General features: G+C 63.6%; 20 protein-coding genes. 7 read left to right on the top strand and 13 right to left on the bottom strand.

Annotation, left to right across the window (positions count from 1 at the left end; translation table 11 throughout):
* Window positions 1-449: 449 nt before the first annotated feature.
* Entirely contained in the window at window positions 450-590 is a 141-nt protein-coding gene (locus PHO31112_RS20410) for a DUF3563 family protein (protein WP_150622506.1), read from the top strand.
* Window positions 591-910: 320 nt separating this feature from the next.
* Here the strand turns inward: PHO31112_RS20410 and PHO31112_RS20415 are convergent, their stop codons facing one another.
* From PHO31112_RS20415 to PHO31112_RS20430, 4 genes are all read right to left on the bottom strand, one after another.
* Window positions 911-1,375, bottom strand: a complete 465-nt coding sequence (locus PHO31112_RS20415) for a DUF995 domain-containing protein (protein WP_150622508.1) — start codon at window positions 1,373-1,375, stop codon at window positions 911-913.
* 214 nt (window positions 1,376-1,589) lie between these two features.
* Window positions 1,590-2,255 (bottom strand): DUF799 domain-containing protein, encoded by a 666-nt coding sequence (locus tag PHO31112_RS20420; protein WP_217427055.1) that lies wholly within the window; start codon window positions 2,253-2,255, stop codon window positions 1,590-1,592.
* Entirely contained in the window at window positions 2,252-2,623 is a 372-nt protein-coding gene (locus PHO31112_RS20425) for a DUF4810 domain-containing protein (RefSeq protein ID WP_010805900.1), read from the bottom strand. The genes PHO31112_RS20420 and PHO31112_RS20425 overlap by 4 nt, the downstream gene beginning before the upstream one ends.
* A gap of 120 nt (window positions 2,624-2,743) precedes the next feature.
* Window positions 2,744-3,385: a CsgG/HfaB family protein gene (locus PHO31112_RS20430; RefSeq protein WP_150622622.1), complete on the bottom strand. Its 642-nt coding sequence runs from the start codon at window positions 3,383-3,385 to the stop codon at window positions 2,744-2,746.
* 295 nt (window positions 3,386-3,680) lie between these two features.
* Here PHO31112_RS20430 and PHO31112_RS20435 point away from each other — a divergent pair, with 295 nt between their 5' ends.
* Window positions 3,681-4,157: a nuclear transport factor 2 family protein gene (locus tag PHO31112_RS20435; RefSeq protein WP_150622510.1), complete on the top strand. Its 477-nt coding sequence runs from the start codon at window positions 3,681-3,683 to the stop codon at window positions 4,155-4,157.
* Between the two features lie 72 nt (window positions 4,158-4,229).
* Here PHO31112_RS20435 and PHO31112_RS20440 read toward each other — a convergent pair whose 3' ends face one another.
* Window positions 4,230-5,540 carry an Nramp family divalent metal transporter gene (locus PHO31112_RS20440; RefSeq protein ID WP_150622512.1) on the bottom strand — a complete coding sequence of 437 codons (1,311 nt, stop codon included), beginning with the start codon at window positions 5,538-5,540 and terminating at the stop codon, window positions 4,230-4,232.
* A gap of 147 nt (window positions 5,541-5,687) precedes the next feature.
* Here PHO31112_RS20440 and imuA point away from each other — a divergent pair, with 147 nt between their 5' ends.
* The 4 genes from imuA to PHO31112_RS20460 all read left to right on the top strand — a co-directional run bounded on the left by imuA (window position 5,688) and on the right by PHO31112_RS20460 (window position 11,692).
* A complete protein-coding gene (gene imuA / locus PHO31112_RS20445) occupies window positions 5,688-6,530 on the top strand; it encodes a translesion DNA synthesis-associated protein ImuA (protein WP_150622514.1) in 843 nt (280 codons plus the stop codon).
* On the top strand, window positions 6,487-8,034 hold the full coding sequence (locus PHO31112_RS20450) for a Y-family DNA polymerase (RefSeq protein WP_150622516.1): 1,548 nt from the start codon (window positions 6,487-6,489) through the stop codon (window positions 8,032-8,034). The genes imuA and PHO31112_RS20450 overlap by 44 nt, the downstream gene beginning before the upstream one ends.
* A gap of 20 nt (window positions 8,035-8,054) precedes the next feature.
* Entirely contained in the window at window positions 8,055-11,339 is a 3,285-nt protein-coding gene (locus PHO31112_RS20455) for an error-prone DNA polymerase (protein WP_150622518.1), read from the top strand.
* Between the two features lie 116 nt (window positions 11,340-11,455).
* Complete coding sequence (locus PHO31112_RS20460; protein ID WP_150622520.1) at window positions 11,456-11,692, top strand: HigA family addiction module antitoxin; 237 nt, start codon at window positions 11,456-11,458, stop codon at window positions 11,690-11,692.
* Between the two features lie 59 nt (window positions 11,693-11,751).
* Here the strand turns inward: PHO31112_RS20460 and PHO31112_RS20465 are convergent, their stop codons facing one another.
* The 6 genes from PHO31112_RS20465 to PHO31112_RS20490 form a co-directional block, all read right to left on the bottom strand.
* Window positions 11,752-13,122, bottom strand: coding sequence for a nucleobase:cation symporter-2 family protein (locus tag PHO31112_RS20465; RefSeq protein WP_150622522.1), 1,371 nt, complete (start codon window positions 13,120-13,122; stop codon window positions 11,752-11,754).
* A 604-nt stretch (window positions 13,123-13,726) separates the two neighbouring features.
* Window positions 13,727-15,226 carry an HDOD domain-containing protein gene (locus PHO31112_RS20470; protein ID WP_150622524.1) on the bottom strand — a complete coding sequence of 500 codons (1,500 nt, stop codon included), beginning with the start codon at window positions 15,224-15,226 and terminating at the stop codon, window positions 13,727-13,729.
* A gap of 23 nt (window positions 15,227-15,249) precedes the next feature.
* Window positions 15,250-17,022 carry a putative bifunctional diguanylate cyclase/phosphodiesterase gene (locus tag PHO31112_RS20475; RefSeq protein WP_174995810.1) on the bottom strand — a complete coding sequence of 591 codons (1,773 nt, stop codon included), beginning with the start codon at window positions 17,020-17,022 and terminating at the stop codon, window positions 15,250-15,252.
* A gap of 474 nt (window positions 17,023-17,496) precedes the next feature.
* Window positions 17,497-18,225: a cysteate racemase gene (cuyB, locus tag PHO31112_RS20480; RefSeq protein ID WP_174995811.1), complete on the bottom strand. Its 729-nt coding sequence runs from the start codon at window positions 18,223-18,225 to the stop codon at window positions 17,497-17,499.
* An 89-nt stretch (window positions 18,226-18,314) separates the two neighbouring features.
* Window positions 18,315-19,217 (bottom strand): transporter substrate-binding domain-containing protein, encoded by a 903-nt coding sequence (locus PHO31112_RS20485; RefSeq protein ID WP_150622530.1) that lies wholly within the window; start codon window positions 19,215-19,217, stop codon window positions 18,315-18,317.
* Between the two features lie 198 nt (window positions 19,218-19,415).
* Window positions 19,416-20,672, bottom strand: a complete 1,257-nt coding sequence (locus PHO31112_RS20490; protein ID WP_150622532.1) for a D-amino acid dehydrogenase — start codon at window positions 20,670-20,672, stop codon at window positions 19,416-19,418.
* A 221-nt stretch (window positions 20,673-20,893) separates the two neighbouring features.
* Between PHO31112_RS20490 and PHO31112_RS20495 the strand changes: the two genes are divergently transcribed.
* Entirely contained in the window at window positions 20,894-21,853 is a 960-nt protein-coding gene (locus PHO31112_RS20495) for a LysR family transcriptional regulator (protein ID WP_150622534.1), read from the top strand.
* A 15-nt stretch (window positions 21,854-21,868) separates the two neighbouring features.
* Here the strand turns inward: PHO31112_RS20495 and PHO31112_RS20500 are convergent, their stop codons facing one another.
* Together PHO31112_RS20500 and dbpA are read right to left on the bottom strand one after the other, a co-directional pair.
* Window positions 21,869-22,489: a hypothetical protein gene (locus PHO31112_RS20500; RefSeq protein WP_150622536.1), complete on the bottom strand. Its 621-nt coding sequence runs from the start codon at window positions 22,487-22,489 to the stop codon at window positions 21,869-21,871.
* An 85-nt stretch (window positions 22,490-22,574) separates the two neighbouring features.
* Complete coding sequence (gene dbpA, locus PHO31112_RS20505) at window positions 22,575-23,987, bottom strand: ATP-dependent RNA helicase DbpA (protein ID WP_150622539.1); 1,413 nt, start codon at window positions 23,985-23,987, stop codon at window positions 22,575-22,577.
* Window positions 23,988-24,101 lie beyond the last annotated feature (114 nt).

Here is a 24,101-nt window from a genome sequence, read left to right on the forward strand (position 1 = left end):
CCGCTAGTCCGATGACGTCCTGCAATCCTGCGCCGCAAGCCGCTGCATCTGAGGCTGCGGCCGTCGAATCTGCGGCCCCGACGGACAAACCGGTCGGTGACGGCGACGCTCAGGCCAGTCAGATTCCCCGACGATAAATCGCGGGGGCTGGCTGCCACTCACTGGCCTCCAGAATCCGGTATGACGCGCCGCAGTAGCGGCGCTTTTTTTATTTTCCGAATTTTTTTCGTCCCCTGCGACAGTGCGCCGCAGTGAGGTGTTGTGTCGCGCTGACAGTTGTTTAAATTGTTGATTTTCATAGTGTTTACTCGGGGGTGATTGCATTTTTACCAATCCTATAGCAGATTTTTTGTGGTTTTCCAATATAGGGTCTAACCCTTAACGGGAAAACCCTATATAATGCGAAACACTGCTGCGATGCAGCACACTAAATAAATTGGAGAAACGCCATGTTTGCCGCCCTGTTTGAAGTTGTGAATACTTGGTTCGAAACTGCTGAACGCCGTCGTCGTGAAGCGTTCCTGGCGGAGTCGAAGGACATCATTGAGTTGGAACAACGTATCCGCACGCTGGAAACCGCCGGTTACTAAGCTGTCTGTAGCAAGTCGTTCCGGACGAACGGTCGTCGCTGGCGCAATCAGGCAAGTCGATCGTCACACTGGGCGATCCCCGTCATCGATGTGATGATGTGCGACGGCACCCAACCGTAAGTTCGGATGCCAATCCCTGATGTTCTCAGGATTGGCTCGCGTAAGCCCGCCACGTTGGCGGGCTTTGTCGTTTACGCGGCACATCGGGCGAACGCAATTCCAAGCATCTCCCTTGGCGATGACGACGAAAAACGCGGTCAGCAGTCGCGCCCCGGTCTGAAAGCCATACCAGGGCGTTTTTCATCGGCGGAGACCGCTGTTTACTTCTCGATGGTGAACTCGGTGGTGATCGCAGCCCCGTTGGCGAGCGAGGTCACGCCGTAATACTTGTCACCGACCTTGAACATGAAGCGGCACCAGTTCTCGGTGAGCGCTCGCCATTCCAGGTTCACGCAATATGATCCGTTGTCGTTGACTGACCAGGTGCCAGTGGCGTGGGCGACCTGGACCAGGCGCCCCCCCGATCCGAGATTGCCCTTGTTGTCGCTCGTGGCATTGAGCGTGCCATTGGTCTTGTTAATCCACTTACGCGTACTGCCATTGTTGATGACGTTGGTGATATGTGCACCGGGCATCAGCGAACGCAAGTCGTCAACGCTGAGTTGCCGGCCGTTGGCGTCCTTGAGGTCGGACAGACGCATCGGGTCGGCGTATACGAATGTCGACAGCGCGAGCAGGCCGCTGGCGAGGAAGGCGGTGATGGGGGAAGCAAAGCGGGGAACCATGATGACCCCTGGACGTCGCTTGATTGACGCCCGACGCGCGCGCATGCGTCGTCAGACGTTATCGTCCCGTGCTCGGGGCACGGTGTAGCTATCGGTCAGGGTCTTGCCTCGTGATGCGTTACCACTATAGGCGACGTGCCACGGTCTGCACAGTCGGTGCGCCCCGGACACACGGTCAAGCGACGACCGCGTGTCTGGGGTGTGGGAACCGACCTTAGTCGGTGCCGTACTTCGGCGAGCGCGGGCCGTAGAGCAGGCCGTTGGCACGACCTGCTGACAGCAAGCGCGCATTGGCCGTGCCGGCGACTGTGTAGCCGGCGTTCGACACGCTGTTGACGATCTGCTTGACCGCCGCCGTGATCAGCATGCCGATCAGGCCGCCACCGCTACTGTTGTTGCCTTCGTTGTTCGACGCGCTGGCCGCGCCGCTCCACAACTTGGCGCCGTTGCGAAGATCGATGAGTTCGGCCGAGACGGTCACCACCGTAGCGCTGTCGAGCACCATGTACTTCGTGCCGTACTGCGTGATTTTGAGGTAGAGCGCGGCGTCGGCGCCGAAGATTTCGCGCAGCTTGGCCGGGCTTACCTGATGGATGTCACCGGCGACGGTCAGGCCGTTCTGACGGAACGACTCATCGACCAATGCCACCGGCATCACGTAGTAGCCAGCCTCGCCCAGCGGTACCGTAACCTGCGACAGCACGCTGTAGGTCGCATCGACGTCAGGCGATTCATTCAGCGGCGGTAGCACCAGAATCGACTTCGGTTTGCTTTCCTTGAACGCGGTGTAGTCGTACGGTTTGGCTTGATGCACCGCGCAACCCGTCATCACGGCGGCCAGCGCCGCTACCGTCATCCATTTGCAGAGTCGCGCGATCATTGCTTGGCCTCCGGGGTCTTGTTCTTGAGGAGAAAGTCGATGTAACCGGCCGATTCGGGGAACAACTGCTTCTCGGTCTGGAATTCCTCGACCATCTTGTCGGACTTGCCCACAGAGGCGTAGAGCAGACCGAGGTGAGCGTGAAAGCCAGGGGGGGCGGCGTTATTGGCGGCCTTGATTTTCTCGAGGTCGCGCTCGAGCACGATGATCTGGGCTTCTTTCGATTCGCCCTTGAAGTATTCGTAGACTTGCGGCTGGTAGCTTTCCCAGTCGTACAGAGGCTTGGGCGGGGTGGCGCAGCCCGTGAGCAGTGCACCACCGATGATGGCTGCCACGGCGGCGCGGCCGGATGAGAACTTGCGGTTCATGGCGATAGAGATCCTGATACGCATGCCACGGCGGGCGAGCGCGGGCCTGCACTGATGTGCGAGGCCGAGCGCGTTACGCGCGACGCACCTGCAGCATGCTGCAAAAGTGAGTTGGCTGGCTTACTTGCCCGGCTTCCAGGCACCGCTTTCGATACCGGCGACCAGATTGTTGACGGCTTCGCGCATCGCGAGGTCGAGGACCTTGCCGTTGAGCGTCGAGTCGTAGCCAGCGGTACCGCCGAAGCCGATCACTTCGCGATTCGACAGGGCGAACTCGCCCGCACCACCGCTCGAGTAGACGACTTCCGACGTGGCGATATCGACCACGTTCAGGTTGACCTTGGCGTAAGCGATCTGCTCGCGGCCACGGCCGAGGATGCCGAAGAGTTGCTTGTCGCCCACTTCCTTGCGGCCGAACTCGACGACGTCGCCGGTGATCACGTAGTCGGCGCCCTTGAGCGTCTGCTGAGTCTTCTTGATATCGGCTTCCTGACGGATCTCGGCCATGTTGTCGCGGTCGAGCACGTTGAAGCGATTGGTTTGTTGCAGATGGGTGATCAGGATCGTTTTGGCCTGGCTGCCGAGTCGATCGACGTTATCGGAAAAAACGCCCCGCATGTAAGCGGAACGATTATCGAACTTGCCGACAGCGATAGGCGTGCGTACACCCACGTACGGACGGCTGGCACTTTCCACCTTGGCGACTTGCACGGTGCGCGAGCTTTCGGTGGCGCAACCGCCAAGCACGCCGACGGCGACCATGGCGGCGCTGAGCAGCGCAATGCTGGACTTGCTTTTCTGCACGGTGATACCCCTGTATGTGTTTTGACCCGGCAGGCGGCGCGTGGTGACGTCGACCTGTCGCGGGCCTCTGATCCCTTACCGATTTGCGGCGCTTTACTGTTGTAATTTCGGGTTAGGGGGCCTGATATTAGCACGCGTTTTTGGCGTGTTGATGCACGGAAATACGGTGCGTACGCTCTCTGCGATAAGCAGCGCGCGGCGCTTGGCGATACACTCGCCCCGCGTCCCCCTCATGTTTTTGACAGGAGTTGTCATGGCCGACAATGAAGCCCGCCCGCCGTTTCCGCCATTCACGCGTGAGACGGCAATTCAGAAAGTTCGAATGGCCGAAGACGGTTGGAATTCGCGCGATCCTGCACGGGTTGCGTTGGCCTATACCGTCGACAGTCGCTGGCGCAATCGTGCTGAGTTTCCGCGCGGTCGCGACCAGATCGTCGAATTTCTGACGCGCAAATGGCAACGCGAACTCGACTATCGGCTCATCAAGGAATTGTGGGCGTTCACCGAGAACCGTATTGCGGTGCGATTCGCTTACGAATGGCGCGACGACTCGGGCAATTGGTTTCGTTCGTATGGCAACGAGAACTGGGCGTTCGACGCACAAGGGCTTATGGCCGAGCGCCACGCCAGCATCAACGACTCGCGCATCACCGAGCGCGAGCGCCTGTTTCTCTGGCCGCAGGGGCGCCGCCCCGACGATCATCCGGGGTTGAGCGATCTCGGTTTGTAGAACGCACCGTGACGGCGGCGGCCAGGCGTCGCGCATGTCGTGTCGCCGTCCGCCCGGTTCAGACCGCTCGCCTCAATCCAGTCCGAAGATCAACAACAGGTTGGTGGCGGTAATGACTGCGAAGAGGCCCCATGCGAACACTTGCGTGGGGCGTCCGATGGTGTTGCCGTTCATCACGCGCGGGTCGCTGACCGAGCGGATGAGCGGCCACATGGCGAACGGCAGTTGCAGGCTGAGCAGCACCTGACTCCACACGAGCAACTTGCCGACGGCGCCGTCGCCAAGCCATAGCACGCCGATCAGCGCGGGTACGAGCGCAAGCCCGCGGGTTATCAGGCGACGCTGGTAGCAGGGGATCTTCATTTTCAGAAACCCGTCCATGATGACCTGCCCGGCGATGGTCCCGGTGAGCGTCGAGCTTTGCCCCGACGCGAGCAGGGCGATGCCGAACAGGAACGCCGCCGCACTGCCCGCAATCGGCGTAATGAGCCGATACGCCTGCTCGATATCGGTGACGTTGGTCTGACCGCTGGCATGAAATGCCGAACCGGCAAGAATCAGAATGGCCGCATTCACGCCCATCGCGATCACGAGCGAGACCCAGGTGTCGATACGGACCATCGCGAGGGTGTCGCGCACATCGCCGCGTTTGCCGCCGACCACACGCCGAGTCTGTACGACGCTGGAGTGCAGGTACAGGTTGTGCGGCATGATCGTGGCGCCGACGATGCCGAGCGCGAGCACGATGGCGTCGCGCCGGTCGTGGCTGGGAGCGCCGGGCACGAGGCCTGCCGCCACGGCATGCCAGTCGGGCGGCACCATCGCCACCTGCGCGACGAAGCAGAACGCCATCGTGCCGATCAACCCGAAGACGATGGCCTCGATCTGACGAAAGCCTTTGCCTTGCAGGCCGAGCACGATCATCGTGTCGAGCGCGGTGAGCACAATGCCCCAGGCAATAGGCACGCCCAGCAGCAACTTGAATGCGAGCGCACAGCCGAGGACTTCGGCGATATCGCAGGCGATGATCGAGATCTCGGCGGTGATCCACTGCACGAGGCGTCCCGCGTGACCGTAGCGGTCATAGCTGGCTTGCGCGAGGTCGCGTCCGGCAACCAGCCCTAGCCGGGCGGCAAGCATCTGCAAAAAGATGGCCGAGAGGCTCGAGAGCGCGACCACCCAGAGTAACGAGTAGCCGAATTGCGACCCGGCCTGGATGTCCGTCGCCCAGTTGCCGGGGTCCATGTAACCGATCGCGACGAGTAGCCCGGGGCCGGTGAAGCGTTTGAGTTTGACCCAGCGCGATTCGCGCGCGTCGATGACGATACTGCCTTTGACCTCGGAGGGACAGAAAGGCGCAGTGGCTGTGGTTGGCAGAGGCATGAGGGAGGGGATTCGTCCAATGGTGTCAACGTTAGCCGGGGCGGCGTTCCACCGCAAGCAGGATCCTGACAGCAGGCGAGGCGCGGATAATCCGTAAACAGCGTATGAACTGTTATACTGTATATTCATACAGTATTCGGGTGCACGATGACCCTGCCGCTTTCCTCCTTGCCTGCTGGGTTGTGGCGTGCCAGTGAACTGGCGCGTTGCCACCGTGCTGGTCACACCACTGGCTTTGCCGCGCTCGACGCCGAGTTGCCCGGCGCCGGCTGGCCGCATGGCACGGTGACGGAATTGTTGAGCGAGCGTCCGGGTATCGGTGAATGGCGGCTGCTGGCACCGGCGTTGCGCGATCTCACGCAGACGGGGCAGCCGGTGATGGTGATTGCGCCGCCGATGCTGCCGTACGCCCCGGCGCTGGCAGGGTGGGGGATCGACCTGCGCTGGCTCAGTGTCGTGATGCGTCCGGCGCGTCAGACGGGTCCGATGACAGGGGGGCGTGGCGGGCGAGGCATGAAGACCGAGGATCGGGACATGCTCTGGTGCGCCGAGCAGGCGCTCAAAAGCGCGTGCTGCGGTGCGGTGCTGACCTGGCTTCCGGCGGCGACGCCCGAGCAGATCCGGCGGCTTCAGGTCGCAGCCGGTGGTGGCGAGACGCTGGCCTGGGTGATGCGCGGACCGGCCGCCGTCGCGACGGCCTCGGCGGCACCGCTGAGGCTGGGGCTTACCGTCGCAGAGGGGAGCCGTCTCAGCGTGCAATTTCACAAGCGCCGCGGGCCGCCTCGTACCGAACCGCTATGGTTGACGTTGCCTGCGCCTTATACCCGTGCCCCGCAACCGGTCACGGGGGTTGCCGACGACGACAGGCTGATGCCGGTCAGGCCCGATCCGGCCCCTTCGTTTGCACCGTCTACGGTGTCTTTGGTTTCTGCTTCCGGAGTCTCGCATGGCTTGCTGGATCGCCCTGCATCTGCCCTGTCTGGCGCTTGAGATCGCCTCTTCGCTCACACGGGCTGACGCGCTGACCGACACGACGGTCGTGCTCGCACAGTCGCGTGTCTGGCAGGCGAGTGAAGCGGCGCAGGCTGCGGGGGTACAACCCGGCATGCGCCGTGGGGGCGTGTTGGCGCTGTTGCCGCAAGCGCGGTTTCACGATCGCGACGAGGCGGCCGAGACCGTGGCGCTTGAAGCGTTGGCGCTGGCATTGCTGCGTTTCGGTCCGGATGTCGCCATCGCTTCGCTGCAATGCGTGCTGATCGACGTGGCGCCAAGTCTGCGTTTGTTCGGCGGTTTGGCATCGCTGGCGGCGCAGGTGCTCGAGAGTGCCGAGGCGCTGGGTCATCGTGCGTCGCTGGGTATTGCCGCGACGGCCAGCGCGGCAGCGCTTCTCGCGCTGTCCGGCGAGCCGGCCATGCCAATGCCGCTGAGGCAAACGTCGCCCCCTGCCTCGACGGATCTCCCGCAACAACTCGATTTGCTTTCGGTGACGTTATTGGCCGAGGCGCAGCCGTGGCTCGACTGGCTCGCGCAAATTGGTTGTGCGACGTTGGGCGAATTGCGCGCGTTGCCCACGGCGGGCGTGCGCCGCCGCTGTGGCGCCGATCTGCCTGCCGCGCTTTGCCGGGCCTATGGTGAAACGCCGGAGTCGCCGAACTGGTATCGCGCGCCGCCCCGCTTCGAGGCGGTGCTGCCGCTGCCATCGCTTACCCATGACATCGACGTGCTGCTCTTTGGCCTGCGCCGTTTGCTGGCGCAACTCACGGGGTGGCTTTGTGCCGGACAACTGGCCACGCGCGCACTCACGTTGGTGCTCGAGCATGAGCCGCTCGGGCGGCAAACGCTGGCGCCGACGCGTTTCGATATCCGTCTCGCCGAAGCGAGTGCCGCGCCTGCGCATTTGTTGTCGTTGTGCAAGGAGCGGCTCGCCCGCTCGCCATTGGTCGCCCCGGTGCTGACCTTGCGGCTCGACATCACGCAAACGGTTCCGCATGTGCCGCAAAGCGGCTCGTTATTGCCCGAACCAGGACGTGCCCGGCAGGATTTTGTGCAACTGATGGAGCGCGTGACGGCCCGTCTGGGCGACGAGCATGTGAGGCGTTTGCAGGTGCGCGGCGATCATCGGCCCGAGGCGGCGTTCGTCAGTGTGCCGTACGGGGCGCCGGTACGTGCGGCGGCGACTGCCGATGGCGCGACGTCCGGTACGAGCCGTCATCTGCCGGATGGCGAGAAGCCGTTGCCGCCGCGTCCGGCGTGGCTGCTCGATGTGCCGCAGCGGCTCAGCCTCAGCGTGCAGCAGGAGCGTCCGTGGCGGCAGGGGCCGTTGCAACTGGTGAGCGGCCCGGAGCGTATCGAAGCGGGCTGGTGGGAGCCGGGCACCGTTACGCGCGACTACTTCATTGCGGCCGATACCCAGGGGGCATTGCTGTGGGTGTTTCGCGAGCGTCCCGTGAAAGGGGCGGATGCCGCGTGGTATTTGCATGGTCTGTTCGGCTGAGTCCACGGGGTCCCTGTCTTATGAATGTCGACGATTTCCTGCCATGGCAAGGCCCGACCGAAGGGCTGGCCGCCAACGACGACAGTGCCGATGCGGCGGACTCGCGCGCGGCCGGCGACGGCAGCCTGCCCGCGTATGCCGAGCTGCACTGTCTGTCGAATTTCTCGTTTCAACGTGGCGCGTCGCACGCGGAGGAATTGATCGCGCGAGCGGCGCATCTGGGCTACACCGCGCTGGCGATTACCGACGAGTGCTCGCTTGCCGGTGTGGTTCGCGCACTGGCTGAGGTGATGAAGCATCCCTCGGTGTCGTTGATCGTGGGCAGTGAGTTTCGTCTGACGCCGGAGAGCGCGCCGGATGCCCTCGGCACTATCCATCTGGTCGCACTGGCGCAGCATCGCGAAGGCTACGGCAATCTCTCCGAGATGATTACGCTCGGTCGCATGCGCGGCCCGAAGCGCAGTTATCGTCTGCATGCACGAGACTTCAGTGCGCCGGCGACCGAGCAAGCGCACCTGCGGGGGCTGCCGGGGTGTCTGATGATTCTGGTGCCGGACGCCGATGCGAGTCCCGAGTGCACGCTGGCGCAAGCCCGCTGGGCAGCGCAAACGTTTGGCGAATGGCGGGTATGGCTGGCGCTGGAGCGCCGTCACCGTGCCGACGAAGACGCGCATCTGGCGCGTCTGCGCACGATCTCCGCCGAGTGTAGTGTGCCGCTTGTCGCCACCGGCCATGTCCTCATGCATGTGCGCTCGCGCAAGCCGTTGCAGGACACGCTGACCGCCATCGGTCTGGGCAGACCGGTGCAGGCTTGTGGGCTTTCGCTTGCGGCCAATGCCGAGCAGCATCTGCGCACGCGGCTGCGGCTCGCGTGGTTGTATCCCCCCGATACGCTGGCCGAAACGGTGGCCATCGCCTCGCGGTGCCATTTCGATCTGCGCAGTCTGCATTACGAGTATCCGGAGGAGTTGGTGCCTGCCGGTCATACACCGGTGACGTATCTGCGTCAGGAAGTCGAGGCGGGGGTGAAGCGGCGCTATCCGAATGGGTTGCCGCTGAAGGTGCGCAATCTCATCGAGGACGAACTCACGCTCATCGGCGATCTCGAGTACGAGCCGTATTTCCTGACGGTCTACGACATCGTGCGTTACGCGCGCAGCCAGAACATTTTGTGCCAGGGGCGCGGGTCGGCGGCGAATTCGGCAGTGTGCTATTGCCTGGGGATTACGGCGGTCAACCCCGACGAAGTGCAGTTGCTGTTCGGACGTTTTCTGTCGAAGGAGCGCAACGAGCCGCCCGATATCGACGTCGACTTCGAGCATCAGCGGCGTGAAGAGGTGATTCAGTACATCTACAAGAAGTACGGCACGGACCGGGCGGCGCTTGCCGCGACGGTGATCTCGTACCGCATGCGCAGTGCGGTGCGCGACACGGGCAGAGCGCTGGGCATCGATCTGTCGATCGTCGAGCAGGTTGCGCAGAGCCAGCAGTGGTGGGATGGCCGTGAGAATCTGCTCGCGCGCATGGCGGCGCAGGGGTTGTCGCCCGACGCGCCGACCACCCGGTTATGGGCCGATCTGGTGGCGCGGCTGATCGGCTTTCCCCGGCATTTGTCGCAGCACGTCGGTGGCTTCGTGATCTCGCGCGACAGGCTCTCGCGGCTCGTGCCGATCACCCCGGCGGCGATGGAGGATCGTTACGTCATTCAATGGGACAAGGACGATATCGAGACGCTCAAGCTGCTCAAGGTCGACGTGTTGGCGCTCGGCATGCTGAGCGCTTTGCGCCGTACGCTCGATCTGCTCGGAGAATGGCGCGGTGCGCCGATGGAGCTGGCCGACGTTCCGCGAGACGATCCGGCGACGTACGGAATGATTCGTCGCGCCGACACGGTTGGTGTGTTCCAGATCGAGTCGCGTGCGCAGATGAGCATGTTGCCGCGCCTGAAGCCGGACAAGTTCTACGATCTGGTGATCGAGGTGGCGATTGTACGGCCGGGGCCGATTCAGGGCGGCATGGTGCATCCGTATCTGCGCCGCAAGCAGGGCAAAGAGGATGTGATTTATCCGCGTGAGGAAATCAAGGAGGCGCTTGAGCGCACGCTGGGTGTGCCGATCTTTCAGGAGCAGGTGATGCAGATCGCGATGATCGCCGCCGATTTCACGCCGGGCGATGCCGATCAGTTGCGCCGGTCGATGGCCGCTTGGAAGCGCAAGGGCGGGCTGGAGAAATTCCAGACGCGCATCATCAGCGGGATGCTGAAGAACGGTTATCCGCGCGAGTTTGCCGAGGCTATCTGCCGGCAGATCGAGGGCTTTGGCGAGTACGGCTTTCCCGAGAGTCATGCGGCGAGCTTCGCGTTGCTCGCCTACGCGAGTGCATGGCTCAAATGCCATGCGCCGGAGATGTTCCTGTGCGGGTTGCTCAACAGTTTGCCGATGGGGTTCTATTCGGCGTCGCAATTGGTGCAGGACGCGCGACGGCATCGCGTCGAGGTGCGCGCAATCGACGTTTGCGTGAGTGATGTGGAGTCGCGTCCCGAAGCGCGCATCGGACGGTACGGCGATGCCCGCAGGCCGGCGGTGCGACTGGGGCTGTCGTTGGTCAGGGGCTTGTCTGACGAAGGCGCGCGGGCAATCGAGCGCGCGCGCCGGCAGCAGCCGTTCACCGACATCGACGATCTGACGGCACGGGCTGCATTGTCGCGACGGGATCTCGACGCGCTCGCTGCCGCCGATGCGCTGTCGGCATTGCTGGGCGGGCGGCGTCAGGCGCGCTGGACGGTTGCGGCATGGCAGCCGCCCACGCCGCTGCTGGGGGCGACGGCACTGCGCGACGCGGTGCCGAGCAGTCGCGATGAGCAGGTGACATTGCCACCGATGCCCGAGGGGCAGAACATCGTGGCCGATTACGCGAGTACGGGACTGACGCTGCGCCGTCACCCGCTGCTGTTGTTGCGGGAGAAGCTCACGAGGATGCGGGTACGAACGGCAAAGGAATTGCAGACCGAGGGCGTGAACGGGCACCGGGTACGCACGGTAGGCATCGTGACGGGACGGCAGCGGCCGGGCACGGCCAATGGCACGGTCTTCGTGTCGCTGGAAGACGAGACGGGCGTCATCAACGTGATCGTCTGGCCCGATCTGGTCGAGACGCAACGCAAGGCGTTGCTGGCGTCGTCCTTATTGGGCGTGGAAGGTGTCTGGCAACGCGAGGAACGTGTGACCCATCTGGTCGCCCATCGCCTGGTCGACCTCTCGTCGATGCTAGGCGATCTCGCCATCTCGAGTCGGAACTTTCACTGAAGGGATTTCGATAGGATGGTGTGTCTTCGGCCCCCCGGTCATGCGTGGACCCCGTCACTCTCAATTGACGTGATGGGCGCAGGGCGACGCGCCGGCGCGCGGTGGAGTTGGTCGTCATGCGCAAGCTGGCGAAAGTCATCGATGTGCCGCCTCGTCGCATCAACGAAATCGTACTCGGTAAGCGCGCGATCACCGTCGATACGGCACTGCGCCTGGGCGCGTTCTTCGGTGTCGATGCACAGAGCTGGCTCAATCTGCAGAATCAATACGACGCCGAGATCGCTCGCGCCAATATGGCCGACGTGTTGCGCGAGATCAAGCGTCGCGCCCGGGATATTCTCGCGGTGGCGTGATCGCGGGCGCACAGCACGTCAGCCGGGTCATTGCCCCCGGCCGACGTGCCGCCGCGGCATCAGTGCGCAGCGTCTGCCTGCTTACCGGCTTCCTGCGCCAGTGCACTCGCTTCTTCCTCGCTGCGCAAGCCGTTGAAGTGGGCGTTGAGCAGCACCGCGCTGATCGAGGCGAGCAGAATGCCGCTGTGGAAGAACGGGGCCAGGGCGTGCGGCAGCTTCATGAAGAACTTGTCCGACGCCACCGGAATCATCCCTACGCCAATGCTGATCGCGATGATGTAAAGGTTGTAGCGATTCTTCGAGAGATCCACCGTCGAGAGAATTTTCACCCCCGTGGCGGTGACCATACCGAACATCACGATACCCGCGCCACCCAGCACGAACTGCGGTACCGACGCCACCACGTGGGCCACCTTCGGAAACATGCCTAGCACGATCAGGATCAGACCGCCCATCGCGCACACCCAGCGGCTCTTGACGCCGGTCACGCCGACCAGCCCCACGTTCTGCGAGAACGACGTGTACGGGAACGTATTGAAGATGCCGCCGATCATCGTGCCCAGCCCGTCGACGCGCAAGCCGCGCACCAGTGTCTTCTGATCCACCGGACGGCCGACGATGTCGCCCACCGCGAGGAACATGCCGGTCGATTCGATGAACGTCACGAGCATCACCAGCGTCATCGTCGCAATGGCAATCGGATCGAAGCGCGGCATGCCGAAATGGAACGGCATGATGAGGCCGAACCACGGCGCTTCCGACACGCCTGCAAACGACACTTTGCCCAGCGCAATCGCCACGATCGTGCCGAACAGAATGCCCAGCAGCACCGCGATGTTGGAGAAGAAGCCGCGCACGTACTTGGTGACGAACAGAATGCACAGCAGTACCGCGAACGACACGCCCAGATAAAGCGGGTTGCCGTAGTCGGGATTGCCGAAGCCACCTGCCGCCCAGTTGATCCCCACGCCCATGAGCGAGATACCGATCACCGTGATGACAGTGCCCGTGACCACCGGTGGGAAGAGCCGGAGCAGCTTCCCGATGAATGGGGCGATCAGAATGCCGATCAGACCGGCCGCGATGGTCGCACCATAGATATCGAGCAGTCCGAGATCGGGGTTCGTGCCGATGGCGATCATCGGCGTGACGGCGGTGAACGTTACCCCCATCATGATCGGCAAACGCAGGCCGAAGATCCAGAGGCCGAGCGTCTGGATCAAGGTGGCGATACCGCAGGCAAACAGATCGGCGTTGATCAGAAAGGCAATCTGATCGACCGACATCTTGAGTGCGCCCCCGACGATCAGCGGTACTGCAACCGCCCCGGCATACATCACCAGCACGTGTTGCAATCCCAGCGTGAACAACTTGGGGAGCGGCAGGCGCTCGTCGACCGGATGCACCGGTAAAGCAGCAGATTGCGTCATGTTTTCTCCTGATCCGACGATACGATTTGATTTACATGGCGGAACCGAGCGTAAATTTTTTACCGGGGCGCAGCGAGTGCAGTCAAAAAGCCGTCGGACCGGCGACGTCGCTGCCATGAGCGGTGACCGGCACGCCGTAACGGCCGAGAACTGCGGCATGGCGACATGTTAAGCCCGACCGCACCGCCGTGGTGGAACACCCGGAAAGCCTTATGCCATATGGGGTGGGCGCCGTCGGAAAACCGGTCGAGAGACATTGCGGGCCGAGATTGGCCACGTTCGCATCGTCCTGTGCGCGGCGGTGAGTGCGGGCGAGCCACAGAGGTTTATATCGAATCCGAAATACTAAAGATTGTGTTTGGCGTATGAATTGCAGAGACACACGAGCGCTGCCCGGCAGCGAATAAACGGGCTCGCCACGACGGAAGATTGGCAACGAGAACGACGCGGGCCAAACGGAAATGGCCGGGAACACGCCGTCGGCACGGGGAATGGAAAACGGGGGAGTGTCAGCGAAGAGGGAGGGGCGCCAGGGCCCGATGAACGAGGCTTCACTCGACACCAGGCTGCCGGACACCGGCGGCTTGGCGACGTGTGATGATGCTCAGCGTGTGCCGGTGGTGCCGGATGGCCGACGGGCGAGCGAATCGATGGTATTACCAGTGCTGGCGTTTTGCTGCGCCACGCTTTCGAGCTTGCAGGAGATCTCTTCGCCCATGTGGTGAAGAAACTCCATTTCCTTTGCGCCGATGCCGCCCGCGCACAGCGCGCCGCCCCAGTCACCGTAGAGCAGTGCCACGGTCTGGTTGCGCTGGCGAACCGGTAGCAGGAAGAACGACTTCACGCTCGAGAAATGGTGACGGTGCCACATCGGAATCCGCGGCACGATGCGCGGCTCGCGGGCATTATCGATCAGAATCGCCCGGCCGTTGGTCAGTGCCAGATGGAAAACGTCCGGCTCGAAGGCTTCGGGGAACGTCAGGCCGAGTAGCGGCTGCACGTCGCGTCCAATGCCGAAACGCATCTCGAAGACCTTGCTCGCCGGTGCACGCACGAAGGCTGCGCAGTTGACGAAGCCCAGCGATTGGAGGATGGCCTCGAGCGTCAGATTGAGCAGGCCCACGGCATCGGTCTCGCCGGTGGCGGCCCGCACTTCCGATAGACCGTCAGCCAGACGCCGCGCCGAGTCCAGCGGCTTGCCCGCCGGCGGTTGACGCGTCTTCGACGCGCCGGTGCCGATCGCGATGAATTCCTGATGGCTCGTGTCGCGCACCATCTCTTCGCCTACGGAAACCACCTCGCTGATGTCCAGCGCGAGGCGTTCGGCATAGCGCTCCGCCAGTTCCGCCAGACGCACCGGGTCTGCCCCGCGCGTGAGTTCCGTCACCATCTCGTTGGACATGTTCGCCACGGCGCACAGCCAGTCGGCGTGCGAGAGCGGAGCGTTGCCCTCCAGATCGATCGGACGCATGCTCGTCGCAATCGATTCCGGCAGACCCCACTTGCGGGCTGCGGCTTCCGAAAGTTCGGGGAACGAGATGCCTAGTACCTGTTCGCAGGCGTCGCTGTCGCTGATGCCTTGCGCGGCGGCGATGGCCTGAATTTCCATCCACTCGTCCGGGAAGCAGTAGGTCACCAGCAGTCGCGCTACGTGGTGCAGCAACGTGCAGACGACCGCTTCTTCCCCATCGCGGATACCGTTCTTCGCCGTGATGTCGCGCGCGAAGGCGCCGGCCAACGTGGCGCGGGCCAACTCGCGGGCCATGTCGTCGCGACGGGCGGCCACTTCACCGAAACCCTCGAGCAGCTTCAAGCTCAGCGCGAGGTGCCCGATCGTATCGACGCCCAGGATCATGATCGCGCGCGAGACCGTCGTCACGTTGCAGCCGAACGGCGCATACATGGCGGAGTTGGCCAGGCGGATCACTTTCTGGGTGAGGGCGAAGTCGGAGAGCACCGACGACGCCAGGTCGGCCGTGCTTGTGTTCTCGCTTTGCATAGCGGACACGATACCCGTGACCGAGCGTTGCAGCGACGGAAAGTCGCCGCGCTCGGCCATGCGCTGCCACAGTAATTCGAGCGTTTTTTCTTTGGTAAGGCTCATGTCATGGTAGCGGGGATGTCCGGTCAGTGGCCGGCATCCACATTGAGACGCCCGCTCGCAAAGGCCGCCTCGAGTTCTCCCGCAGGCAGGGCTTTCGACACCAACCAGCCCTGGATGGAATGGCAGCCGCGATCGATCAGCATCTGCCGTTGTTCTTCTGTCTCGACCCCTTCGGCGATAGCCGACAGACCCAACTCGCGCGCCAGCCCCAGGACGGCCGTCACGATCGTACGGTCGTTCGGTGACGTGGGCATGTCTTTCACGAAGCTGCGGTCGATCTTGAGCGCGGAGAGCGGGAACCGTTTGAGGTATCCCAGGCTCGAGTAGCCCGCGCCGAAGTCGTCGACGGCGAAACGCACGCCCAGTGTCTGCAACTCGCGCAGCACAAGATTGGCCTGCTCCGGGTCGCGCATGAGCACGCTTTCGGTAATTTCGAGCACCAGCCGGTGACCTTCCACGCCCGAGTCGGCAATCGCTTGCCACACGAGGCTGGGGAACGACGGATGGTGAAATTGCTGCGCCGAGACGTTGACCGACATGTACAGCCCGTCGAGCCGGGTGCGATCCCAGCGCGCGAGTTGCATGCAGGCGGCGCGCAATGCCCAGCCGCCCAGCAGGTTGATCAGGCCATTGGCTTCGGCCAGCGGAATGAATTCGGTCGGCGAGACCGGACCGAGCGCCGGATGCCAGCGCATGAGCGCTTCGACACCCTTCACGTTCAGTGAAGTCGGGTCGCAGATCGGTTGGTAGTGCAAGCTGAATTCGCCGTTGTGAATCGCCTCGAACATGGCCGATTCCAACGAGAACGCCTTACGGTGCAGATTGCCCAGATCGTCCGTGTAGACGAACAGACCGTTGCGGCCGCGATCCTTGGCGCAGTACATGGCGGCGTCGGCATGCTTGATGAGCAAGCCGGCCGAATCGCCATGTTGCGGGAAAAACGACACGCCGATGCTCGTCGTGAGGTGCAGCAACTGGTCGCCGACCTGAAACGGCTGCTGCACGGCAGAGAGCAGGCGCTTCATGATCCCGCCGAGTGCCTGTTCGTTGTCGCAGCCGGGCAGTATCAGCACGAACTCGTCGCCGCCCATGCGTGCGGCCATGTCCGTCTCGCGAATCTGTGCGATCAGGCGTTGGCCCGCGTCGCGCAGGAGCTGATCGCCCACATCGTGGCCAAGCGAATCGTTAACCTTCTTGAAGCCGTCCAGATCGAGCAGGGCGACGGCGAAGTTCGGGCCGCCTTCACGGGCGTGTTGAATGGCTTCGGCGATGCATTGCTGAATGTACTGGCGATTGCCCAGGCCGGTCACGGGATCGCGCACGGCCAGATCGGACAGGCGCGCTTCGTTTTCCTTGAAGGCGGTGATGTCTTCGCCATGTACGATAAACGACGCGCTCGCACCAGCGATACGCGGCGTGTATTGGGCGATGCGCAGGCGCATCCAGATACGGTCGGTCAGACCGCGCAACAGGCGCACCGTGCACTGTTGGGGACCGAGCGTCTGGGCGGCGGCGAAGGCATCCTGCAACATCGGCACGTCTTCGATGCCGGTCAGCTCGAAGAGCGTGGCGTGATCGAGGTACTCACGTGAGTACTCGAGCAGGCGCAGGGAGGCTTCGGCAATGAAAAGGAAGCGGCCGTCGGCAGCAACGTGCGCCGAGAGTCCGCCGGTCAGCTCGACCAGCGCCCGGGATAATGCGGGTGCCGGTGCCGGGGGGCTACCCTCGGCGATGACCGGCGCCATGGTCGAAGGTTCGACGAAAGGCACACCGGCTAGGAGTCGATCTGAACTCATTGTTGTTGTCTGTGCATGCATCACGTCGAGCGCGCTGCCGCTCATGTGCTTCCCCGTTCAGGCAAACGCTCTTGGCCGAACCGTGGTCCGGCAGGTGTCCGATGGATTGTGGGCCATTATAGCTAAAGACGCCAGCGATTTTGGCCGCCGCAATCCCCGTTTTATGCCGCTTTCCACAGGTTTTTCCCTGTGGGTTTTTTTCTGACAAGACAATCGGGATTATTTCCTGCGCGGCTGTTGGCGTTTGGTCGATAGTCGCCCCAAAACGCTCACCATCCGGACCTTCTGCACACCGGCACCCGGTGCGATTCTCCTGCGAGCGTCAGTCTACTCAAGCGCGAAGCACTTTGGGGAGCAGCAATCGTGAATTTTTGTTACTGCGATGCAACATCGCCACCGTTGCGGCTACCCCTGTCGGTGCCTGGCGGTGGCGTGTCGTTCGGGAAGAGGGTGTCGACGGCCGATGCGGCCGGTTCAGGCGTGGGCCGGGCGCTCGTGGGCGAGCGACCACGCGATGCAGGTGCGAGCCAGTGCTGCCGAGGCGTCCAGACCGAAGCGTCCCAGCGGGGTTTCGCACGTGGCGAGAGCGACCGGGATTTCGGTGCAGCCGAGAATGACGCGTTGCGCGCCGGCGGCCAGCAGTTGCTCTATTGCCATGGCGAGCGCTTCACCGCCGCGACGCACGTCGCCGGCCTTCGTGAGCCGGATGCCTTCGTTCACGAGCGCCTGATGCGCGAGCGGTTCGGCCGCCTGAACAAATCGGTAGCCCAGGGCCTCGAGTCGCGGCCGGTAGACGTTGGCGTGGTGCGTGCCTTCGGTGGCCATCAGGCCGATGGGGGCGCCGGGCGCGACGCATGTGGACAACTCGCCGGCGACGGCTTCGACCACATCGAGCACCGGCAGCCGGGTGCGGTGCCGCAGTGCGTCGAGCCAGGCGTGGGCCGTGTTGCAGGCGATGGCGATGCAGCCGACGCCGGATTGTTCGAGCGCGTGCACACCGTCGAGCATGCCGTCGAGTGGGGAGTCGCCGTCGCGCAGCAGGGCTTCGGTGCGGTCGGGAATCTGCGGAACCGAGTACAGAATGAACGGGATGTGATCCTGATCGCGGCTGGCCGGATGTTGATCGACGATCTTGCGGCAAAGGTCGATGCCGGCAGCGGGGCCCATGCCGCCGAGGATGCCGAGCGTGGCGTGCGAGTTCATGATGATGACAATGGGGGGGGAGCGGCAGAAAACCGGATCGCGCGCGGTGAGGGGGCCGGGGCCCCCGCACAACGCACGGCCCATCAGGATCAGTCGTAAGCCTTGGTGATCGGATCCTTGAACATGGCGCGCATTTCAGGCGTCATCGGGTAGTTCATGTTCTGGTTCTTCGGCGGAACCGGTTGCGTGAACCACTTGTTGTACAGCTTCTCCATTTCGCCGGACTTTTCCATGTCGGCGATGACCGTGTTCACGACCTTGGTGAACGCCGGGTCGTCGCGACGCAGCATGCACGCATAGTTTTCGAACTGGAGGTTCGGGCCGACCACTTCATAGCCCTTGGCTTCGTCGGTCGACAGCGCGGCGCGCTGGCCGTACAGCAGCGGCTCGTCCATCACGAAGGCCGCGGCACGGCCTTGCTTGACGGTCAGGAAGCCATCCGAGTGTTCCTTCGTCTGAATCAGGTTGAAGCCGATCTCGCCCTTCTTGCCCGAGAGAATACGGTCGGCCGTCGTACCGGCGGTCGTCGCGATGGTCTTGCCCTTCAGGCTGTTCAGGTCGGTGATGCCCGAGCCCGTCTTGGCGATCATCTTGATCGAGTACAGGAAGATGTTGTGCGAGAAACCCACTTGCTTCTCCCGCTCGAACGTATGCGTGGTCGAACCGCACTCCAGGTCGATCGTGCCGTTCTGCATCAGCGCGATGCGGTTCTGCGAGGTGATCGGCGTTTCCGTCACTTTCAGGTTCGGCAGGTTCAGGTCCTTCTTGACCGCGTCCACGATCTTGAGCGCGATTTCCTGCGAGTAGCCGATCGTCTTGCCGGCATTGTCCGTGTACGAGAACGGAATCGACGACTCGCGCACCCCGAGAGCGATCACGCCGGTGTCTTTGATCTTCTTGAGCGTGCCCGTCAGTTCCTGTGCGCTCGCGGTGTGCGCGAACAGGGCGGCGGCAGCGCTGGCGAGCAGCAGGGGGGCAAACAACTTCTTCATGGTCTCTGTCCTATCGGAAGTGATGGCGCGGTGGTCCGCGCCGTTGGAATATCGAAAGCCAAACACACTGGTACAACCCAACACTTGCACTCGACGATCCCCGTGGGAGTGATGCACTGAAATCCCGCATCCTGCCTCGTCCTGCTTCGTCATCAGGGCGTTCGATCCGGCCGGCCCGCCATGGTCGGCCACCGGGGGTCACCCGGCCAGCCGGGCAAACCCTGCCAGATCGACTGCGGGACGCTTGCCGTCGATGGCGTCGGCAATCACACGCGCCGCGCCCATCGACAAGGTAAAACCCAGCCCCCCGTGGCCGACGTTCAGCCACAGATTGCCCAACTTGTCCGCGCGCCCCAGAACCGGACGGCCGTGCGGCGTGGCTGGTCGCATGCCAGTCCATTCCAGCGGCGCGTGCGCGCTGCCCAGCGCAGGGAACAACCCTGCGGAGAGGGAGCGCAATGCGTCGATGCGATGCGTCGCGATGCGATCGTCATACCCCACCAGGTCGGCGATGCCTGCCACGCGCAGGTGCTCGCCGAGGCTCGCATAGACGACCTTGTTGTCGGCGTCGGTCACCGACACCTGCGGCCGTGCGTCGACCGGGGCGCCGCGATACGTGAGGCTGTAACCCTTGAGCGGATACAGCGACACCGACTCGCCGATCGTGCGCAACAACGGCATGGCGGCCAACCCGTTGGCGACGACGCAGGCGTCGACCGCCACGTCGCCCGCGCGGGTACGAATCGCCTGCACGGCGCCGCCGCGCGTGTCGAAGCCTGTCACTTCGCGGTCGAACAGCAGCGTGCCGCTTGCGTGCGCACCCACAAGTCGCGCCAGTTCCTTGCACAGCGACTGACAATCGCCGGTGCCTTCGCCCGGCGTATGAATCCCGCCCGCCAACTCGCCGGCGATCTTGCCCAGTGCGGGTTCCAGGGTGGCGCACGTCGCGGCGTCGACACGACGTTGCGTGTAACCGAGGCCGTTGGCAAGCTCCAGTGAGCGCTCGGCGGCGGCGAGTTTGCCCGCATCGCGATACACCACGAGCTTGCCGCTGCGGCGGTAGTCGAACGACACCGACTCCTTCGCCAGAAACTCCTGCATCACCTCACGGCTGTGCAGGCCGAGCGAGAGCAGACGCAACGTGGAGCTGGCGTTGGCCCGCGCATTGCAGTGCTTGACGAACTCGATCGACCAGCGCCAGAAATCCGGATCGAACGATGGTTTGATGCGTAGCGGTCCTGTACGCGAGAACAGCAGCGAGGGCAGTTGCGAAAGTACGCCGGGGGCGGCGAGCGGCGACACATAGCCGTAGCTCAACTGACCGCCGTTGGCGAAACTCGTCCCGAGGCCCGGACCGCGTCCGGCGTCGATGACGGTGACCTCATGGCCTGCGCGAAGCAACTGATACGCGCTGGCGAGGCCGACGATGCCCGCCCCGATGACTCCAATATGCATGACGATGAATAACAACCAAAAACGCTAGAGAATGCAAGGCGGAAAATATTCCGGGCGGGAGGACGGGGGCCTCGCGGCGGGCTTTCTACACACCCTTTGCTACGCAGTGTAGAGCGAGAAAATTCGGTAACCTATGCGGATTTGAGGCAGCATATGTCTTTTGGCTATAGGGTCGGCCTCGCTGCCAATCCGGTATCTGGAACAGGGGGACGGCGTCAGGCATGAAATTGCGGCATATCGAGACGTTTCGCGCGGTGGTGCTGACCGGTTCGGCCAGTGGCGCGGCGCAATTGCTTAACGTATCGCAACCCGTCGTCTCGCGCGTGTTGCAGCACGCCGAGCAGCAACTGGGCTTCAAGCTGTTCGACCGCATCAAGGGCCGGCTCGTCCCAACGGCCGAAGCGCGCCGGCTGTATCCCGACGTCGAACGCATCTTCAGCGATCTGGAGCGGCTGCGCACCACGTCGCGTAACCTGCGCCAGCATGGCGTGGGTCATCTGCGCATTGCGGCGACGCCGAGTCTTGCGCAGAGCCTGTTGCCTGCTGCCATCGAGCGCATGCGTCGCGCGCATCCGGATGTTGTCTTCGAACTGATCACGCATCACACCACCGAGACGATTACCGCGATCCTGACGTCTTCGGTCGACGTCGGCATCGTTTCGGCACCGCCGATGGCGGCGGGCATCGTGAGCCGGCCGGTGGCGCAGGGACATATCGTGCTGGCGGTGCCTGCGTCGTGGCCGAAGCTCTCGCGTCGCGGTGCGGCAAGTGCCGATGCACTCGCCGGGCGCGATCTCATCAAGCTGCACGACGACACGCCACTGGGTGCGCTGATCAACGAGCGTCTGGATCAGACGGCGTTATTGCAGGACGCCGAATTGATGGTGCAGACGTATTCGCTGGCGGCGGCGCTCGTCGAGCATGGTCTGGGTTACGCGTTGCTCGACCAGTTCACGGCGGCGAGTGCGCATGTGCAGACGCAGCGCCTGTACCGCGTGGCGCCGGCCATTGAATTTCCGGTGGAGATGTTGCGCCCCGCGCACCAGCCCGAGTCCGTGCTGGCAGACACGCTGCGGCGGCATCTGGCAGACGTCGCGAGCGAACTCAGCGAACGTGCCGAAGCGTTGTGCGAGGGACGGGAGATCGTGCTCACGCCGGGCGAGCACGCCGACGAGGGGTAAGCCCGCCCGGCGGGGTCAGCGGCAGCCCGGCTCGCTTTTCACTTCAAAGTAGGTAAACGGTTGGGCCTGAAGCTTGTCGGCGAGCGAGGGATAGTTTGCCTGTACAAAACGCCGCGCACCGGCCATATCGAACTCGGTGCGCAGCCAGACCTTGCCGTCGTGACTGTCGAGCACCAGCGTGCCCGCGTAGATCACGTCGCCCCGGCGGACCTGCACCGTCGGCACCTTGCGGCCCTTGCAATAGCGGAAGCGATAGCTGTTGTCGGCGGGGGTGAATTCCATCGGTCCGAAGCGCTCGTTGCGCATGAGCGGCGAGACGCGCATGGCGACGAAGCCGCGCGTGGGCGGATTGCTGTTGAGCGTGCGTGTGACCTTGCCGCCGATGATGCCGTTGACCGTCTGAGAGACGTCCGAAAAAGTCCACGGACCCCACGTGCTTTGCAGCGGCGTGTCGAGGCCGACGATGACGATGGCGTACTCGTCGAGGGTGTCTTCGGTAAGGGTGGGGTTGGGCGGTACGCCCTTGGTGCTGCACGCTGCCAGCCAGCCGACGGCCAGTGCCATCAGCGCCGTCAGCGCCGAACGCCGAGCGAGACTCGCGACAGGGGAGAACCACAGGGTACGCAGTGACCTCATTGCAGCCTCCTTGTCGCGCGCGGCGCTCAGGGGACGATCCGGATGGTGACGAACCCGGCGGGTAACGAACCGAACCTTAGGAACCTTAATCCTGGAGAAATCTTACCTTGACCTTGCGGCCCTTGACACGTCCATCTGCGAGCTTGCGCAATGCCGTCGGTGCGATGTCGCGATCCACGGCAATATACGTGAAGTTCTCCAGCACGTTGATCTTGCCGATCTGGGCGGCGGCAAAACCGGCCTCGCCGGTGAGGGCGCCGAGCACGTCGCCCGGACGGATCTTGTCCTTCTTGCCGCCAAGCATCTGCAGCGTGACCATCGGCGGCAGCAGGTGCCCGCTGCCCGACGGGGTGAGTTCCGAGAGCTTGTGCCACGGCACTTCGTGGCCCAGTGCGGCCTCGATGTTGCCGACGCGGCCCATCTCGTTCATCGATGCCAGACTGAACGCCCAGCCTTCCTCGTCGGCGCGGCCTGTGCGGCCGATGCGGTGAACGTACACCTCGGGGTCGGGCGTCACGTCGACATTGACAACTGCTTCGAGCTGCGCGATGTCCAGCCCGCGCGCCGCCACGTCGGTGGCCACCAGCACGGAGCAACTACGGTTCGCGAACTGGATCAGCACCAGATCGCGCTCGCGCTGTTCCAGATCGCCGTGCAGCATCAGGGCGTGAAACCCCTCGGCGTGCAGCACGTCGGTGAGATCGCGGCATTGCGCTCGCGTATTGCAAAACGCGATGGTGCTCACCGGCCGGAAATGGTCGAGTAGTTGCCCCACGGCGTGCAGACGCTCGTTCTCGCTCACCTCATAGAAGCGCTGGCGAATCTTGCTCGCGTCGTGCTTCTCTTCCAGACGAATCTCGCGCGGCGTGCGCAGCAGGCGCTGAGCGAGCTTGCCGATGCCTTCCGGGTACGTGGCGGAGAAGAGCAGCGTTTGACGCGAAGCGGGCGTTTGACGCGCAACCGTGGCGATGTCGTCGAAAAAGCCCATATCCAGCATGCGATCGGCTTCGTCAAGCACCAGCGTCTTGATGTTGGCGAGCGAGAGCGTGCCGCGGTCCAGGTGATCCATGATGCGCCCCGGCGTGCCGACGATCACGTGGGCACCGTGGGCGAGGCTTTCCGCCTGCGGGCGCAGGGGCGAGCCGCCGCACAGGGTAAGCACTTTGATGTTGTCTTCGGCGCGCGCGATACGGCGTACCTCCTGCGCGACTTGCTCGGCGAGTTCGCGCGTGGGGCAGAGCACGGCAGCCTGCACCGCGAAATCGCGGGCATCGACGCGCCGGAGCACGCCCAGCGCGAACGCGGCGGTCTTGCCGCTGCCGGTCTTGGCCTGCGCGATGATGTCGTGGCCGGCGAGGATGTCGGGCAGAGACGCCTGCTGGATGGGCGTCATCGAGACGTAACCGAGCCGTGCGAGGTTCTCCTGCATGGCAGGCGAGAGCGGCAGGCTCGAGAAGGGGGCGCTGTCGTTGCGCGATTCGGTGGCTTTTGAGTTCATGCGCAATTATACCGGTCGGGTTGGGCCTGTTGCGCTCGCGTCAGGGTTCGCGACGTTGCCAGCCTGGGGCTGCCGGGCGTAGCATGGCTCTGCCTGTCGATGTCTCGTCCATTC

This window comes from Pandoraea horticolens (genome assembly GCF_902459555.1).
Taxonomy (GTDB): Bacteria; Pseudomonadota; Gammaproteobacteria; order Burkholderiales; family Burkholderiaceae; genus Pandoraea; species Pandoraea horticolens.

What these genes read in the sequence shown, in the direction of transcription:
- PHO31112_RS20410 (WP_150622506.1), top strand. Translation starts at nt 450, where the DNA reads ATGTTTGCCGCCCTGTTTGAAGTTGTGAATACTTGGTTCGAAACTGCT.
- PHO31112_RS20415 (WP_150622508.1), bottom strand. Translation starts at nt 1,375, where the DNA reads ATGGTTCCCCGCTTTGCTTCCCCCATCACCGCCTTCCTCGCCAGCGGC.
- PHO31112_RS20420 (WP_217427055.1), bottom strand. Translation starts at nt 2,255, where the DNA reads ATGATCGCGCGACTCTGCAAATGGATGACGGTAGCGGCGCTGGCCGCC.
- PHO31112_RS20425 (WP_010805900.1), bottom strand. Translation starts at nt 2,623, where the DNA reads ATGAACCGCAAGTTCTCATCCGGCCGCGCCGCCGTGGCAGCCATCATC.
- PHO31112_RS20430 (WP_150622622.1), bottom strand. Translation starts at nt 3,385, where the DNA reads ATGGTCGCCGTCGGCGTGCTTGGCGGTTGCGCCACCGAAAGCTCGCGC.
- PHO31112_RS20435 (WP_150622510.1), top strand. Translation starts at nt 3,681, where the DNA reads ATGGCCGACAATGAAGCCCGCCCGCCGTTTCCGCCATTCACGCGTGAG.
- PHO31112_RS20440 (WP_150622512.1), bottom strand. Translation starts at nt 5,540, where the DNA reads ATGCCTCTGCCAACCACAGCCACTGCGCCTTTCTGTCCCTCCGAGGTC.
- imuA (WP_150622514.1), top strand. Translation starts at nt 5,688, where the DNA reads ATGACCCTGCCGCTTTCCTCCTTGCCTGCTGGGTTGTGGCGTGCCAGT.
- PHO31112_RS20450 (WP_150622516.1), top strand. Translation starts at nt 6,487, where the DNA reads ATGGCTTGCTGGATCGCCCTGCATCTGCCCTGTCTGGCGCTTGAGATC.
- PHO31112_RS20455 (WP_150622518.1), top strand. Translation starts at nt 8,055, where the DNA reads ATGAATGTCGACGATTTCCTGCCATGGCAAGGCCCGACCGAAGGGCTG.
- PHO31112_RS20460 (WP_150622520.1), top strand. Translation starts at nt 11,456, where the DNA reads ATGCGCAAGCTGGCGAAAGTCATCGATGTGCCGCCTCGTCGCATCAAC.
- PHO31112_RS20465 (WP_150622522.1), bottom strand. Translation starts at nt 13,122, where the DNA reads ATGACGCAATCTGCTGCTTTACCGGTGCATCCGGTCGACGAGCGCCTG.
- PHO31112_RS20470 (WP_150622524.1), bottom strand. Translation starts at nt 15,226, where the DNA reads ATGAGCCTTACCAAAGAAAAAACGCTCGAATTACTGTGGCAGCGCATG.
- PHO31112_RS20475 (WP_174995810.1), bottom strand. Translation starts at nt 17,022, where the DNA reads ATGAGTTCAGATCGACTCCTAGCCGGTGTGCCTTTCGTCGAACCTTCG.
- cuyB (WP_174995811.1), bottom strand. Translation starts at nt 18,225, where the DNA reads ATGAACTCGCACGCCACGCTCGGCATCCTCGGCGGCATGGGCCCCGCT.
- PHO31112_RS20485 (WP_150622530.1), bottom strand. Translation starts at nt 19,217, where the DNA reads ATGAAGAAGTTGTTTGCCCCCCTGCTGCTCGCCAGCGCTGCCGCCGCC.
- PHO31112_RS20490 (WP_150622532.1), bottom strand. Translation starts at nt 20,672, where the DNA reads ATGCATATTGGAGTCATCGGGGCGGGCATCGTCGGCCTCGCCAGCGCG.
- PHO31112_RS20495 (WP_150622534.1), top strand. Translation starts at nt 20,894, where the DNA reads ATGAAATTGCGGCATATCGAGACGTTTCGCGCGGTGGTGCTGACCGGT.
- PHO31112_RS20500 (WP_150622536.1), bottom strand. Translation starts at nt 22,489, where the DNA reads ATGAGGTCACTGCGTACCCTGTGGTTCTCCCCTGTCGCGAGTCTCGCT.
- dbpA (WP_150622539.1), bottom strand. Translation starts at nt 23,987, where the DNA reads ATGAACTCAAAAGCCACCGAATCGCGCAACGACAGCGCCCCCTTCTCG.